This is a genomic window from Streptomyces sp. NPDC051578, assembly GCF_044454045.1.
GTDB lineage: Bacteria > Actinomycetota > Actinomycetes > Streptomycetales > Streptomycetaceae > Streptomyces.
Map to the genome: position 1 here is coordinate 110,403 of NZ_JBITDH010000009.1, position 13,896 is coordinate 124,298.

Below are 13,896 nucleotides of genomic sequence, written 5' to 3' on the forward strand. Positions count from 1 at the left end.
CCCCCGTGTCCGCAACCCCCTTATCCACCAGCGGACTTCTGATCGGCGCGCGGTGGCGGCGGAGCAGCCGCAGCACCGGAATGAACAACTGCGTGGAAGCGGCCGCCCTCAGTGGCGGTCTCCTGGCCGTCCGGGACTCCAAGCGCACGGAGGGGCCGGCCGTACTCTTCACCGGACCCGCCTGGTGCGGCTTCCTCGACTCGGTTCGGGCGGACGCCCCGGCGTGACGCTCAGCGGTCCGTGGCTCCCGCGGGTGCGGTACGCAGGATCACCGCGACGGCCCGACTGATCTCGTCCCCCGTGAGATCGGCCCGGGCGGTCAGCCGCAGCCGGGAGACGCCGTCCGGAACCGACGGCGGCCGGAAGCACCCCACGGACAGACCTGCCTCGCGGCAGTCGGCGGCCCAGCGCAGTGCCGCCGAAGCCGACGGGGCCCGTACCGACACCACGGCCGCGTCCGGCCGGGCCGCGGTCAGGCCGGACGCGGTGAGCCGTCCGTGCAGCAGGGCGGCCACCTCCCGCGCCCGCGCGGCGCGTTCCGGTTCCCGTCCGAGCAGGCGCAGGGCGGCGAGCGCGGCGCCCGTGGCGGCCGGAGCCAGTCCGGTGTCGAAGATGAAACTGCGGGCCGTGTTGACGAGGTGCCGGATCACCTTGGCCGGTCCGAGGACGGCGCCGCCCTGGCTGCCCAGCGACTTCGAGAGGGTCATCGTCGCGACCACGCCGGGCGCGCCCGCGAGACCGGCCGCGTGGAGGGCGCCCCGGCCGCCCTCACCCAGGACGCCGAGCCCGTGGGCGTCGTCGACGACCAGAGCGGCCCCCTCGTCGCGGCAGGCCGCGGCGTAGCCGGCGAGCGGGGCGGCGTCCCCGTCCACGGAGAACACCGAGTCGCTGACCAGCACGGAACGGCCCTCGTGCCCGGCCAGCGTCTTGCGTGCGGCGTCGACGTCCCCGTGCGCGATGACGCCGATGTCGGCGCGCGACAGCCGGCAGCCGTCGACGATCGAGGCGTGGTTCCCGGCGTCCGAGACCACCAGCGTGCCGCGGCCGCTCAGCGCGGTGACGGCGGCGAGATTGGCCGCGTAACCGGACGAAAGCACCAGAGCGGCCTCGAAGCCGCAGAACGCGGCGAGTTCGCGCTCCAGCGCGGCGTGCAGTTCGGTGGTACCGGTGACCAGGCGGGAACCGGTGGCTCCGCCGCCCCAGCGCTCGGCGGCCCGCACGGCACCGGCGATGACCTCGGGGTGCTGGGTCAGGCCCAGGTAGTCGTTGCTCGCGAGGTCCATCAGCGGCGAGGAAGCCGGACGCGGACGCAGCGTCCGCACGAGCCCGGCCCGCTCGCGGGCCCGTTCCGCTTCGTCGATCCAGCCGAAGACGTCCACGGGCTCGGGGGGGTGCTGGAGCATCGGCGGGGTCCTCGTGTTTTGTCGGCTGTCCACAGGCCTGCTACGGGGTGTCCGGCGGATCCGGGCCGGACGGTTTCTCGACCCTAGCTGCCCAGGCGCGGGCACCCGGTGTGGCGATACACACACTCGGTTCGGGCGATGTTGTGCGATCTCTCCTTGGCCGTGAGTGGTCGTGTGGTCCAGGATCGGCGTCATGGACCTGCTGAACACCCTGGTGGAAAAGGGGCTGCGGCGCGAGCTGCCGACCCGCGAAGAGGCACTCGCCGTACTGGCGACTTCCGACGACCGACTGCTCGACGTGGTGGCCGCGGCCGGCAAGGTACGCCGCCAGTGGTTCGGACGGCGGGTGAAGCTGAACTACCTGGTCAACCTCAAGTCGGGGCTCTGCCCGGAGGACTGCTCCTACTGTTCCCAGCGCCTGGGATCGAAGGCCGAGATCCTCAAGTACACCTGGCTCAAGCCCGAGGAGGCCTCGCAGGCCGCCGCGGCCGGGGTCGCGGGCGGTGCGAAGCGCGTGTGCCTGGTGGCGAGCGGACGCGGTCCGACGGACCGTGACGTGGAGCGGGTCGGCAAGACGATCGAGGCGATCAAGGAGCAGAACGAGGGCGTCGAGGTCTGCGCCTGTCTGGGCCTGCTCTCCGACGGCCAGGCGGAACGCCTCAAGGACGCGGGCGCCGACGCGTACAACCACAACCTCAACACCTCCGAGGCGACGTACGGTCAGATCACCAAGACGCACACCTACGCGGACCGGGTCGACACCGTACAAAAGGCGCACGCGGCGGGCCTGTCCGCCTGCTCCGGCCTGATCGCGGGCATGGGCGAGAGCGACGAGGACCTGGTCGACGTCGTCTACTCGCTGCGCGCACTCGACCCGGACTCGGTGCCCGTCAACTTCCTCATCCCCTTCGAGGGCACCCCGCTGGCCAAGGAGTGGAACCTCACCCCGCAGCGCTGCCTGCGGATCCTGGCGATGGTGCGGTTCGTCTGCCCCGACGTCGAGGTCCGTCTCGCGGGCGGCCGGGAGGTGCACCTGCGCAGCATGCAGCCGCTGGCCCTGCACCTGGTGAACTCCATCTTCCTCGGCGACTACCTGACGAGTGAGGGCCAGGCCGGTCAGGCCGACCTCGACATGATCGCGGACGCCGGTTTCGAGGTGGAGGGCGCCGGTACGACCACCCTCCCGGCGCACCGCTCGGAGCAGGGGGCGGCCGGCGGCTGCGGTTCGGGCGCCGCGGGCGGCTCGCCGTGCGGATCGGCCCCCGCGGACTCCGCGGACGCGCCCGGTTGCGGCTCGGCGTGCGGCGGGTGCTCGGGACACGCCGAGCACGAGGCCCCCGCCCCCGCCCAGGCGGAAGCCGGCGAGGTGCGCCCGGACCTGGTGGCGGTACGCCGCCGTGGCGCGGGAACGGACCTCGCCCCGAATGCCTGACCAGCACCCCCTTTCCACCGCCGGTCTGCTCGCGCTGGACCGGCAGCACGTCTGGCACCCGTACGGTCCGATGCCCGGGCGGCAGGAGCCGCTGGTCGTCTCCTCCGCCGCGGGTGTCCGGCTGCGGCTCGGCGCCCCGGCGCACGGGCAGGAGGAGCTGGTCGACGGCATGTCCTCCTGGTGGTCGGCCATCCACGGCTACAACCACCCGGTGCTGAACGAGGCCGTCACCGCCCAGCTCGGGCGGATGTCGCACGTGATGTTCGGCGGGCTCACCCATGAGCCCGCCGTCCGGCTGGCGGCGAAGCTGGTCGAGATCACCCCGGACGGTCTGGAGCACGTCTTCCTCGCCGACTCGGGCTCGGTCTCGGTCGAGGTCGCCGTCAAGATGTGCCTGCAGTACTGGCGCTCCGTCGGACGGCCCGGCAAGACCCGGCTGCTGACCTGGCGCGGCGGCTACCACGGGGACACCTGGCAGCCGATGGCGGTCTGCGACCCCGAAGGCGGGATGCACGAACTGTGGTCGGGGCAGCTGCCCCGGCAGGTGTTCGCCGACGTCCCGCCCGGCGGCTTCGATACCCCGGTGGACCCGGAGTACGCCGCCCACCTGCGCTCCCTGATCGCCGCGCACGCGCACGAGCTGGCCGCCGTGATCGTGGAACCGGTCGTGCAGGGCGCGGGCGGGATGCGCTTCCACAACCCGGACTACCTGCGGGTGCTGCGGGAGCTGTGTGACGAGTACGACGTGCTCCTGGTCCTGGACGAGATCGCGACGGGCTTCGGCCGCACCGGCGCCCTGTTCGCCGCCGGCCACGCGGGCATCACCCCCGACGTGATGTGCCTGGGCAAGGCCCTGACCGGCGGCTACCTCACCCTGTCGGCGACGCTGTGCACGGCCCGGGTGGCCGACGGGATCTCGCGCGGCGAGGTGCCGGTCCTGGCGCACGGGCCGACCTTCATGGGCAATCCGCTCGCCACGGCGGTCGCGCTGGCCTCGGTCGAGCTGCTGCTGAGCCAGGACTGGGCGGCGGAGGTCAAGCGGATCGAGACCGGCCTGCTGGAGGGCCTGGCCCCGGCCGCGGCCCTGCCCGGGGTGCGGGACGTACGGGTGCTGGGCGCGATCGGCGTGGTCCAGCTCGACCACGAGGTCGACATGGCCGCGGCGACGCGGGCGGCGGTGCGCGAGGGCGTCTGGCTGCGCCCGTTCCGCGACCTGATCTACACGATGCCTCCGTTCGTGACGGGCGACGCGGATGTGACCCGCATCTGCCGTGCCGTCCGCGCGGCGGCGCAGGAGGGCTGACATGACGATCCTGTTCGTATCGGGCACCGGCACGGAGATCGGCAAGACGGTGGTGACCTCGGCGGTCGCGGCCGCGGCGGTGGCCGCAGGCCGGTCGGTGGCGGTCCTCAAACCGGCCCAGACGGGCGTGGGGCCGGACGAGCCGGGTGACGCGGCGGAGGTGGTGCGCCTCGCGGGCCCCTCCGTCACCGCGCTGGAACTGGCCCGCTACCCCGAGCCGTTGGCGCCCGACACGGCTGCCCGCCGATCCGGCCTGCCGACGCTGTCCCCCGCCGCCGTCGCGGAGGCGGCGCAGGAGCTGGCGGCCTCGCACGACCTGGTCCTGGTGGAGGGCGCGGGGGGTCTCCTGGTCCGCTTCGACGAGGAGGGGCACACGCTGGCCGACGCGGCGCGGCTGCTCGGCGCGCCGGTCCTGGTCGTCGCCCCGGCGGCCCTCGGCACGCTCAACTCCGCGGCCCTGACAGCGGAGGCGCTGCGGGCGCGGGGCCTCGGCTCGCCGGGCCTGGTGATCGGCAGCTGGCCGGCCTCCCCCGACCTTGCCTCGCGCTGCAACCTGGCCGACCTGCCCGAGGTGTCGGGCCTGCCGCTGCTCGGCGCGGTCCCGCAGGGCTCCGGCGCGCTGACGCCCGCCGGCTTCCGGGCCGCGGCGCCGGGCTGGCTCGCGCCGCCGCTGTACGGCGACTGGTCGGCGGAGGCGTTTTCGGCGGCCTGGCCCGCCTGACGGGGCGGGCCGGGGCCGCGGGGATTTCGGGAGCCGCCCGGCAGGCCTGACAGGGCGCCGCGCGGCTGGTGCGGCGGGGCGCTGCGGGAGGTACCTGGCCGGGCGCCGCGCCGCTGGTTCGGCGGGGCGCTGCGGGAGGTACCTGGCCGGGCGCCGCGCGGCTGGTGCGGACTGCGGGCCGGCCGGGACCGCGCCTCAGTGGCCGCCGCGGGGCTCGTGGCAGCCGCCCTCCAGGTACGCCCCGTGGGCCTCGATCTTCACGGGGGTGCCCAGATATCCCGTGACGCAGGGCCCGCTCTCCGGGACCGACAGCACGAACGTGAGGTTCTGCGGCCCGGACCCGTACACATCCCCGCTGTCCAGCCGGTAGCCCATCCCCGTCAGCAGGCCGCGGAGCTCCTCCGCGGTGCGCGGCGCGCCCTTGCCGCCGGAGCCGTCCAGCGCCGCCTTGATCCGCGCGGCATGCGCCTCGCCCCGGCACTGGCCCGCCGGGGTGAGCGCGGCCTGCGTCTTGTACCCGTGGTTCTCGGCGTACTTGCGCGCCTCGGGATCCGTCGGCAGTCCGGCCGGCGTGCTCGCCCGGGTCGGGAGGGTCTCGGACTTGCCCGCACACCGCGCGGCGATCTCGGGGAACAGCTTGTCGTGGCGCTCCACCGCGGCCGCGGCCCGCGCCGCGTAGTCGACGCCCGGCGTCGCGGAAGGAGCCGTGGGCGGGGCGGCGGAAGGAGCAGCGGACGCGGCCGCACCCGAACCGGCGCCCGGGGCTAGTGTGGTCCCACAGGCGGTCAACGCGAGCAGTCCCGCCGCGAGCAGCACGGTACGGACCGGGTCGGTACGGAACTTCACTTGGTCTCCACGTCCTGGGGCAGCCCCCGGCAGGGGCCGGATCGTCCGATTATCCGTACGGCCCGGCCCGGGTTCATGAGTACGCGTACTCACCGCACGCGGCCCAACTGCCCCACTGTCGCGGCCGGTACCGCCCGCCGCCGGTTTCGTGGGCCGCCTGGACGGGGAACAGCCCGGCAGGGCACACGCACCCGTCGCACCCGCCCGGAGGCCCGTCATGCCCACTTCACCCCTCAGCTCGGATTCCGTCCATCACCCCCTCTTCGCCCGGTTCTACGCCCGCGTCAGTCCCACCGCCGACGCGCGGGGCGGTATCGCCGCCGTCCGGCGTGAGCTCCTGCACGGGGTCTCCGGCCGCGTCATCGAGATCGGGGCGGGCAACGGGCTGAACTTCGCCCACTACCCCCGCGCCGTCTCCGAGGTCGTCGCCGTCGAACCGGAGCGCATCCTGCGCCGGCGTGCCGCGGCGGCCGCGCTGCGCGCGGAGGTGCCGGTGGATCTGGTGCCCGGCGTCGCGGAGGCCCTCCCGGTCAAGAGCGAGGCCTTCGACGCCGCGGTCGCCTCCCTCGTGCTGTGCACCGTACGGAGCCTGCCTCGGGCCCTCTCCGAGCTGTACCGCGTGCTGCGCCCCGACGGCGAGCTGCGCTTCTTCGAGCACGGTCTGGCGCCGGGGCCGGGCATGGCCTCCGTCCAGCGCACGCTGGACCGGACCGTCTGGCCGCGCCTGTTCGGCAACTGCCACACGGCGCGCGACCCGCTGGCCTCGATCGAGGCCGCCGGTTTCCGGATCGTCTCGCAGCGGACCTTCCGCCTGCCCGAGCGGGGGCCGGCGCTGCCGACCTCGTACTGCGTCCTGGGGACGGCCCGACGGGGCGTCGACTGAGCGGCTGCGCGGGGTCGTGGCAGCGCGACGCGGCGGCACCGCGGGGTCGTGGCAGCGCGGCGCCGTCGGGCGAGCAGCCGGTGTCAGCCGTTCAGCGGCTTGACCCAGCGCGTCCACTGCTCCTCGGGGTGGTACCCGGCCGCCTCCCACACGGCGTGCGCCCGCAGGTTGCGGTCGAGCACCATCGCATCCGCACGCCGGCCGCCGAGAGCGGAGAAACGCTCCTCCGCGGCGGCCACCAGTGCCGTGCCGATGCCCTGTCTCCGGTGCCCCGGGTGCACCGCGAGCCGGTAGAGGTGGCAGCGCCAGCCGTCGAACCCGGCGATCACGGTGCCGACCAGCTCGCCGTCGCGGAAGGCGAGGAGCAGGGAGCGGGGATCGCGGGCGTGGAGCCGTTCGACGCCCGGGAGATCGTCGCTGATGCTCGTGCCCGCGGCGGCCGCCTTCCAGAAGTCGAGGACTGCTGCGAGGTCGGCGGCCGAAGCGGTCACGATGTCAAGATCACTCATCCGGTGATCCCATCATCCGGCGGATCGGCCCAAAACCACGGGCTTACCCTTTGCCCCTCCTTTACCATTGTCGGGAACCGTCCACTCGACCGACGACCGAAAGGTGTGAGCGTCCGCCCATGGGCGAGCCCCCCAGTACCCGTAGACGACCCGGGTCGAAGCGACACCGCGCGACACCCCTCCTCCTGACCGATCATGGGACGGAGGTGACCGACCGATGACCGAAGTGCTCCTGCTCCTCCTGGCGCTGTTGCTCTGCCTCGCCTGCGGGGTCTTCGTCGCGGCCGAGTTCTCCCTGACGACCGTCGAGCGCGGAGAGCTCGAACGGGCCGTCGAGCGCGGTGAGCGGGGGGCCGAGAGCGCCCTGGCCGCCGTCCGCAGCCTCACGTTCCAGCTGTCGGGTGCACAGCTCGGCATCACCGTGACCGGCCTGGTCATCGGCATGATCTCCAAGCCGTCGATCGCCGCCCTGCTCAAGGGTCCGTTCCAGGCCATGGGCCTGTCGGCCGGCGCCGCCTCCTCCACCGCGCTGGTGCTCGCCACCGTGCTGTCCACGGTGGTCCTGATGGTGGTGGGCGAGCTGGTGCCGAAGAACTGGGCGATCTCCTCCCCCCTGGCCATCGCGAAGCGCGTGGCCACCCCTCAGCGCGTGTTCAGCCGGGCGTTCCGGCCCTTGATCAGCCAGCTCAACCGGACGGCGAACCACATGGTCCGCCGGTTCGGCATGGAGCCGGCCGAGGAACTCGCCTCGGCACGCAGTCCGCAGGAGCTCGTCGCCCTCGCCCGGCACTCCGCGAAGGCGGGAGCCCTGGAGAAGGACACCGCCGAACTGTTCGTACGGACCCTGAACCTGGCCGACCTGACCGCCGAGAACGTGATGACCCCGCGGGTCCAGGTCACCGCCCTCGACGTGCAGACCACCGCCGAGGACGTGGCGAACGCGACCCTGGCGACGGGCCTGTCCCGTTTCCCCGTGTACCGGGGCAGCCTCGACACCGTCGTGGGCACGGTCCACATCAAGGACGTCCTGGCCCTGTCCGCCGAGGAACGGCACGGCTACCCGGTGTCGCAGCTGCTGCGCGCGCCGCTGCTGGTGCCCGAGTCGCTCACGGTGGACCGGCTGCTGGACCGGCTCTCCGGCAAGCAGACGATGGCCGTGGTGATCGACGAGTACGGCGGCACGGCCGGGGTGGCCACGCTGGAGGACATCGTCGAGGAGGTCGTCGGCGAAGTCCGTGACGAGCACGACCCGCACGAGACGCCGGACCTGGCTCCGGCCGGTACGGACGCCTCCGGCCGGCCGCTCTACTCGGCCGACGGCGCCGCGCGCACCGATCAGCTGCGGCGGATCGGCCTGCGGGTGCCGGACGGCCCGTACGAGACGCTGGCCGGGCTGATAGCGACCGAGCTGGGCCGGATCCCGCAGGTCGGGGACAGCCTGGAGCTGGACGGCTGGCGCCTGGACGTGGTGGACGCGAGTGGACGCAGGGCGGCCCGCGTACTGCTGTGCCGGCCCGCGGCCGCCGGTGACGAGGATGCGGGGGACGCGCGATGACCGTGGTGCAGTTGCTGATCGGCCTGGCGACCCTGGTCGTCAATGCCTTCTTCGTGGGCGCGGAGTTCGCGCTGATCTCCGTGCGGCGCAGCCAGATCGAGCCGTACGCCGAACAGGGCGACCGGCGCGGCCGGGCGGTGCTGTGGGGCCTTGAGCACGTGTCGGCGCTGATGGCGGCGGCGCAGCTGGGGATCACCCTGTGCACCCTGGTGCTGGGCGTGGTCGCCGAGCCGGCCATCGCCCACCTGCTGGCGCCCGTGTTCGACTTCTTCGGAGTGCCGAGCGGGCTGACGCACGCCGTCTCGTTCGTGATCGCACTGGCCCTGGCGACCTACCTGCACATGCTGTTCGGCGAGATGCTGCCGAAGAACGTGGCGCTGTCCGAGCCGGTGCGGACGGCGCTGCTGCTGGGGCCGCCGCTGGTGACGCTGACGCGGGCGCTGAAACCGGCGATCTTCGCGATCAACGCGTTCGCCAGCCTCATCCTGCGCCTGCTCCGGGTGGACGCGAAGGACGAGGTCTCGGCCACGTTCTCCGACGACGAACTGGCCCGGATGGTCAAGGACTCCAGTGCCGCGGGGCTGCTCGACGTCCGGGCGAGCGCCCGACTGCACGACGCCCTGGAACTCGGCCGACGGCCGGTCACCGATGTGGTGCTGCCCGCGGAACGGGTGGTCCCGGCGCGCGCGGACATCACCCCGGCGGGGCTGGAGCGGCTCGCCGCCACGTCCGGCTACTCCCGCTTCCCGGTGATCGACGCGCAGCAGAAGATCCTCGGGTACCTGCACGTCAAGGACGCGCTCGACGCGGACGCGACCCAGCGGGACCAGCCGTTCCCGGCCTCCGCGCTGCGCCCGATCGCGCAGGTACGGGCGCAGACCCCGCTGGACGACGTACTGACCGCGATGCGGCGCAGCCGCACGCACCTGGCCGCCGTCCAGGGGCCGGGCGGCGCCTTGACGGGTCTGGTGACCATGGAGGACGTCCTGCGCGAGCTGTTCGGCAGGCCGGCCACGGCGTGAGACCAGCGTCGCGTCCCCGTTCCGCACGGCCGTGCGGAACGGGGATACCGCGCGGTAGCATCGCTGCGCCATGCAGATGAATGCGTCTTACACCAGTCTCGTCGCGATCGGCGACTCCTTCACCGAGGGCATGTCCGATCTGCTCCCGGACGGCTCCTACCGGGGCTGGGCCGACCTGCTGGCCGCGCGTCTCGCGGCGCGGGAGCCGGGCTTCCGGTACGCGAACCTCGCGGTCCGGGGGAAGCTGATCGGGCAGATCGCCCGGGACCAGGCGCCCCTGGCCGCGGGGATGGGCGCCGACGTGGTGACCCTGGTGGGCGGTTTGAACGACGCGCTGCGCCCGAAGGTCGACATGGGCCGGGTGCGCGGGCACCTGGAGGAGGCCGTGGAGCTCCTCGCCCCCACGTGCGGGACGCTGGTCCTGATGCGTTCCCCCGGCCGCGACGGGCCGGTGATGGAACGTTTCCGCCCGCGGATGGAGGAGCTCTTCGCCATCCTGGAGGAGCTGGCCGCCCGGCACGGTGCGCTGCTGGTGGACCTGTACGGGGCCCCGGTGCTCGCGGACCCCCGGCTGTGGGACGTGGACCGGCTGCACCTGACCGCCGAAGGCCACCGACGCGTGGCGGAGGCGGTCTGGCAGGCGCTGGGCCTGCCTCCGGAGGCGGATTGGCGGGCCCCGTTGCCGCCCTCGGCGGCCCCCGGCTGGTCCGTTCGCCGGACCGAGGACTTCCGCTTCGCCCGGCAGCACCTGCTCCCCTGGATCGGTCGCCGGATCACGGGTCGTTCCTCCGGCGACGGCCGGGCGGCCAAGCGCTCGGAGCTGCTGCCGTACGAGGCCTGGGCGCCCGACCGGCTCTCGTAGCAAGGCACAATCCGGGACGGGTCCCCTACCTGCGTAAACACACAGCGGAGGCCCAAGTAGAATCCCTACACGTGACAGCCAAGCCCCGCATCCCCAATGTCCTGGCCGGCCGCTACGCCTCCGCGGAGCTCGCCGTCCTGTGGTCCCCCGAGTACAAGGTGACGCTGGAGCGGCGGCTGTGGCTCGCCGTGCTGCGCGCCCAGAAGGACCTCGGCATCGAGGTCCCGGACGCCGCCCTCGCCGACTACGAGCGCGTCCTGGAGACCGTCGACCTCGCCTCCATCGCCGAGCGCGAGAAGGTCACCCGGCACGACGTGAAGGCCCGCATCGAGGAGTTCAACGCCCTCGCCGGCCACGAGCACGTCCACAAGGGCATGACCTCGCGCGACCTCACCGAGAACGTCGAGCAGCTCCAGATCCGGCTCTCCCTGGAGCTGGCCCGCGACCGTACGGTCGCCGTCCTCGCCCGCCTCGGCAAACTGGCCGGCGAGCACGCCGAGCTGGTCATGGCCGGCCGCTCCCACAACGTCGCCGCGCAGGCCACCACCCTGGGCAAGCGTTTCGCCACCGCGGCCGACGAGCTGCTGGTCGCCTACGACCGCCTGGAGGACCTGCTGGCCCGCTACCCGCTGCGCGGGATCAAGGGCCCGGTCGGCACCGCCCAGGACATGCTCGACCTGCTGGGCGGCGACGCCGCCAAGCTCGCCGACCTGGAGCAGCGGATCGCGGCCCACCTCGGCTTCGCCCAGGCCTTCACCTCGGTCGGCCAGGTCTACCCGCGTTCGCTCGACTACGACGTGGTCACCGCCCTGGTGCAGCTGGCCGCCGCCCCGTCCTCGATCGCCAAGACGATCCGTCTGATGGCCGGCCACGAGCTGGTCACCGAGGGGTTCAAGCCCGGCCAGGTCGGCTCGTCCGCGATGCCGCACAAGATGAACACCCGCTCCTGTGAGCGCGTCAACGGCCTCATGGTCATCCTGCGCGGTTACGCCTCGATGACCGGCGAGCTGGCCGGCGACCAGTGGAACGAGGGCGACGTCTCCTGCTCCGTGGTCCGCCGCGTGGCGCTGCCGGACGCCTTCTTCGCCTTCGACGGCCTGCTGGAGACCTTCCTGACCGTCCTGGACGAGTTCGGCGCCTTCCCGGCGGTCGTGGCCCGAGAGCTGGACCGCTACCTGCCCTTCCTCGCCACCACCAAGGTGCTGATGGGCGCGGTACGGGCCGGGGTCGGCCGGGAGGCCGCCCACGAGGTCATCAAGGAGCACGCAGTGGCCTCCGCCCTCGCCATGCGCGAGCAGGGAGCCGAGCGCAACGAGCTCCTGGACAAGCTGGCCGCCGACGAGCGGATGCCGCTGGACCGGGCCCAGCTCGACGCCCTGATGGCCGACAAGCTGTCCTTCACGGGCGCCGCCGGTGACCAGGTCGCCACGGTGGTCTCCCGTATCGAGGACATCGCCAAGCAGCACCCGGAGGCCGCCGGGTACACGCCGGGGTCGATCCTCTGACCCCCGACGAGCTGAACGCCGCCCGTGACCGCGTCGTCCCCGACGTGGTCGCGGGCGGTCTGCGCGTGCTCTTCTGCGGGATCAATCCGGGGCTCCTCTCCGCCGCGACGGGCCATCACTTCGCCCGCCCCGGCAACCGCTTCTGGCCGGTCCTGCACCTGTCCGGTTTCACCCCGCGCCGGCTGGCCCCCGCCGAGCAGGAAGAGCTGCTGACCTACCGCCTCGGCATCACCAACGTCGTGGCCCGCGCCACGGCCCGCGCCGACGAACTGAGCGCCGAGGAGTACCGGGAGGGCGGCCGCATCCTGACGGCCAAGGTGGAGCACCTGCGCCCCCAGTGGCTGGCCGTGGTCGGTGTCACCGCGTACCGCATCGCCTTTCAGGAGCCCAAGGCCAAGATCGGCCCCCAGGAGCGCACCATCGGCGCCACCCGCGTCTGGGTCCTCCCCAACCCCAGTGGCCTCAACGCCCACTGGACGGCAGCGACCATGGCTCAGGAGTACGCCCGCCTCCGTGCCGCCGCCGAGGCCACCGAGGCCGTCGACCGGGCACCTGACGCCTGATGCGTGATGCCTGATGCCTGACTGTGGCCGGGGCTACGGCGGGTCGATCACAGTGACGCCGGCCATCAGCCGGAACGGGTCTTCCGCCTCCCCGTAGGCGACGTAGGCCACGAGCCACCGGTCCTCGGCCCGCCACAGATGTACGTGGTCGGTGCTGTTGCTGAGCTCCTCCCAAGGCTGCGGTATCTCCTCCCCGTCGAGCCCCCGGTGCATCGCCCCTTCGAGGGTGAAGACCTGGGGCTTTCCCCATCGATCGGTGAGCGCCTGCTCCAGCGCCCCGTACTCGGCACTGATCTGGTCGGCCGCCTCGATCCGCCCCGAGCCGTCGTCCTCCCAGAAGTCCCGGGTCTCCACGAGCTGGACCAAGTGGTATCCCGGCCCACTGCTGTGCCGGCCGGACCAGACCGGTTCCGGAGGAAACACCTGCGCCCGGAGCCGGTCGATCGTGTCGAGATGCTCTGCCGTGGTCATGGCGTCAGTATCTCGGCGGGCACTGACAACTGGCCCCGCGTCACGCCGCCCGACGTCGCATCGCCAGCCATCCCGCCCCGAGGGCCGCCAGCGACCACAGCGCGGCGACCCCGAGCCCGCTCCACGGGCCGAGCGACCCCTCCGCCTCCATGCGCATGACCAGCTGCCCCGCCCGGTCGGGCATGAACTGCCCCGCCCCGCCCGCAACCTGGCCGATGACGAAGGGCAGGATCAGCAGGAAGGGTATGAGCAGACTCATCACGAGGGTGCCACTGCGCACCAGCGCCGTCAGACCGGCCGACAGCAAGGCGATCAGCATCAGATAGACACCACTGCCGAACACCGCGCGCAGCGCCCCCGGGTCCCCGATGCCCAGGGCTCGCTCCCCCATGAAGGCTTGTCCGGCGACGAAGGCGACCAGGCCGGTGATCTCCCCGATCAGGAAGGCCAGTACGGCCACCACCGCGCTCTTGGACAGGTACAGCCGGCTGCGGTTGGGCACGGCGGTCAGCGAGACCCGCAAGGCTCCGTCGCGGAATTCACCGGCGAAGGCGGTAGCGCCGAACGCGACGGCCGCTATCTGCCCGAAGTTGATGCCGTAGAAGGCCCCGGCGAGCCGGTCGTCTCCCAGCGCGTCCTCCTGCCCCGCACTGAGCGCTCCGGCGACGAGGAGGGTGATCGCGGCGGTGGTGAGGAGCACGGCTATGAGAGACCCGAGGGCCGCGCGGGCGGACCGTATCTTGATCCATTCCGAGTGCAGCACGGGGACGGTGGGCAGGCTCGCTGCGGTCATGACGGTGGCTCCGTTCAAGGGCAGGGGT

At 73.0% G+C, this 13,896-nt stretch carries 15 protein-coding genes; 10 read left to right on the plus strand and 5 right to left on the minus strand.

What is annotated here, in order from left to right; translation table 11 throughout:
• Window positions 1-5: 5 nt before the first annotated feature.
• Entirely contained in the window at window positions 6-227 is a 222-nt protein-coding gene (locus tag ACIA6C_RS28500) for a DUF397 domain-containing protein (RefSeq protein WP_399280117.1), read from the plus strand.
• A 3-nt stretch (window positions 228-230) separates the two neighbouring features.
• On the opposite strand, the gene ACIA6C_RS28505 is transcribed toward ACIA6C_RS28500, so the two are convergent.
• Window positions 231-1,403, minus strand: coding sequence for an 8-amino-7-oxononanoate synthase (locus ACIA6C_RS28505; RefSeq protein WP_399280119.1), 1,173 nt, complete (start codon window positions 1,401-1,403; stop codon window positions 231-233).
• A 193-nt stretch (window positions 1,404-1,596) separates the two neighbouring features.
• Between ACIA6C_RS28505 and bioB the strand changes: the two genes are divergently transcribed.
• Genes bioB through bioD form a run of 3 tightly spaced genes read left to right on the plus strand, consistent with a single transcriptional unit; the run spans window position 1,597 to window position 4,859 of the window.
• Entirely contained in the window at window positions 1,597-2,835 is a 1,239-nt protein-coding gene (gene bioB / locus ACIA6C_RS28510) for a biotin synthase BioB (RefSeq protein WP_361137599.1), read from the plus strand.
• Window positions 2,828-4,138: an adenosylmethionine--8-amino-7-oxononanoate transaminase gene (locus ACIA6C_RS28515; protein ID WP_399280121.1), complete on the plus strand. Its 1,311-nt coding sequence runs from the start codon at window positions 2,828-2,830 to the stop codon at window positions 4,136-4,138. The genes bioB and ACIA6C_RS28515 overlap by 8 nt, the downstream gene beginning before the upstream one ends.
• 1 nt (window position 4,139) lies before the next feature.
• Window positions 4,140-4,859, plus strand: a complete 720-nt coding sequence (gene bioD / locus ACIA6C_RS28520; RefSeq protein ID WP_399280123.1) for a dethiobiotin synthase — start codon at window positions 4,140-4,142, stop codon at window positions 4,857-4,859.
• A gap of 195 nt (window positions 4,860-5,054) precedes the next feature.
• Here bioD and ACIA6C_RS28525 read toward each other — a convergent pair whose 3' ends face one another.
• On the minus strand, window positions 5,055-5,705 hold the full coding sequence (locus ACIA6C_RS28525) for a hypothetical protein (RefSeq protein WP_399280125.1): 651 nt from the start codon (window positions 5,703-5,705) through the stop codon (window positions 5,055-5,057).
• 217 nt (window positions 5,706-5,922) lie between these two features.
• Between ACIA6C_RS28525 and ACIA6C_RS28530 the strand changes: the two genes are divergently transcribed.
• Complete coding sequence (locus tag ACIA6C_RS28530) at window positions 5,923-6,588, plus strand: class I SAM-dependent methyltransferase (RefSeq protein WP_366080683.1); 666 nt, start codon at window positions 5,923-5,925, stop codon at window positions 6,586-6,588.
• An 83-nt stretch (window positions 6,589-6,671) separates the two neighbouring features.
• On the opposite strand, the gene ACIA6C_RS28535 is transcribed toward ACIA6C_RS28530, so the two are convergent.
• Window positions 6,672-7,097, minus strand: a complete 426-nt coding sequence (locus ACIA6C_RS28535) for a GNAT family N-acetyltransferase (RefSeq protein WP_399280127.1) — start codon at window positions 7,095-7,097, stop codon at window positions 6,672-6,674.
• 217 nt (window positions 7,098-7,314) lie between these two features.
• On the opposite strand from ACIA6C_RS28535, the gene ACIA6C_RS28540 reads away from it, so the two are divergent.
• The 5 genes from ACIA6C_RS28540 to mug all read left to right on the plus strand — a co-directional run bounded on the left by ACIA6C_RS28540 (window position 7,315) and on the right by mug (window position 12,604).
• Entirely contained in the window at window positions 7,315-8,652 is a 1,338-nt protein-coding gene (locus tag ACIA6C_RS28540) for a hemolysin family protein (RefSeq protein WP_399280129.1), read from the plus strand.
• Window positions 8,649-9,674 carry a hemolysin family protein gene (locus ACIA6C_RS28545; RefSeq protein WP_399280131.1) on the plus strand — a complete coding sequence of 342 codons (1,026 nt, stop codon included), beginning with the start codon at window positions 8,649-8,651 and terminating at the stop codon, window positions 9,672-9,674. The genes ACIA6C_RS28540 and ACIA6C_RS28545 overlap by 4 nt, the downstream gene beginning before the upstream one ends.
• Before the next feature lie 70 nt (window positions 9,675-9,744).
• Window positions 9,745-10,536: an SGNH/GDSL hydrolase family protein gene (locus tag ACIA6C_RS28550; protein WP_399280133.1), complete on the plus strand. Its 792-nt coding sequence runs from the start codon at window positions 9,745-9,747 to the stop codon at window positions 10,534-10,536.
• A gap of 71 nt (window positions 10,537-10,607) precedes the next feature.
• Window positions 10,608-12,041, plus strand: a complete 1,434-nt coding sequence (gene purB / locus ACIA6C_RS28555) for an adenylosuccinate lyase (RefSeq protein ID WP_190186974.1) — start codon at window positions 10,608-10,610, stop codon at window positions 12,039-12,041.
• A complete protein-coding gene (gene mug / locus ACIA6C_RS28560; protein ID WP_366080697.1) occupies window positions 12,038-12,604 on the plus strand; it encodes a G/U mismatch-specific DNA glycosylase in 567 nt (188 codons plus the stop codon). The genes purB and mug overlap by 4 nt, the downstream gene beginning before the upstream one ends.
• Before the next feature lie 33 nt (window positions 12,605-12,637).
• On the opposite strand, the gene ACIA6C_RS28565 is transcribed toward mug, so the two are convergent.
• On the minus strand, window positions 12,638-13,075 hold the full coding sequence (locus ACIA6C_RS28565; protein WP_399280135.1) for a hypothetical protein: 438 nt from the start codon (window positions 13,073-13,075) through the stop codon (window positions 12,638-12,640).
• 40 nt (window positions 13,076-13,115) lie between these two features.
• Window positions 13,116-13,868: an ABC transporter permease gene (locus ACIA6C_RS28570; RefSeq protein ID WP_399280137.1), complete on the minus strand. Its 753-nt coding sequence runs from the start codon at window positions 13,866-13,868 to the stop codon at window positions 13,116-13,118.
• Between the last annotated feature and the right edge of the window lie 28 nt (window positions 13,869-13,896).

Excerpts from the sequence above, each read along its gene's own strand:
- ACIA6C_RS28505 (WP_399280119.1), bottom strand. The coding sequence starts at position 1,403 with ATGCTCCAGCACCCCCCCGAGCCCGTGGACGTCTTCGGCTGGATCGAC.
- bioB (WP_361137599.1), top strand. The coding sequence starts at position 1,597 with ATGGACCTGCTGAACACCCTGGTGGAAAAGGGGCTGCGGCGCGAGCTG.
- ACIA6C_RS28515 (WP_399280121.1), top strand. The coding sequence starts at position 2,828 with ATGCCTGACCAGCACCCCCTTTCCACCGCCGGTCTGCTCGCGCTGGAC.
- bioD (WP_399280123.1), top strand. The coding sequence starts at position 4,140 with ATGACGATCCTGTTCGTATCGGGCACCGGCACGGAGATCGGCAAGACG.
- ACIA6C_RS28530 (WP_366080683.1), top strand. The coding sequence starts at position 5,923 with ATGCCCACTTCACCCCTCAGCTCGGATTCCGTCCATCACCCCCTCTTC.
- ACIA6C_RS28535 (WP_399280127.1), bottom strand. The coding sequence starts at position 7,097 with ATGAGTGATCTTGACATCGTGACCGCTTCGGCCGCCGACCTCGCAGCA.
- ACIA6C_RS28540 (WP_399280129.1), top strand. The coding sequence starts at position 7,315 with ATGACCGAAGTGCTCCTGCTCCTCCTGGCGCTGTTGCTCTGCCTCGCC.
- ACIA6C_RS28545 (WP_399280131.1), top strand. The coding sequence starts at position 8,649 with ATGACCGTGGTGCAGTTGCTGATCGGCCTGGCGACCCTGGTCGTCAAT.
- ACIA6C_RS28550 (WP_399280133.1), top strand. The coding sequence starts at position 9,745 with ATGCAGATGAATGCGTCTTACACCAGTCTCGTCGCGATCGGCGACTCC.
- ACIA6C_RS28565 (WP_399280135.1), bottom strand. The coding sequence starts at position 13,075 with ATGACCACGGCAGAGCATCTCGACACGATCGACCGGCTCCGGGCGCAG.
- ACIA6C_RS28570 (WP_399280137.1), bottom strand. The coding sequence starts at position 13,868 with ATGACCGCAGCGAGCCTGCCCACCGTCCCCGTGCTGCACTCGGAATGG.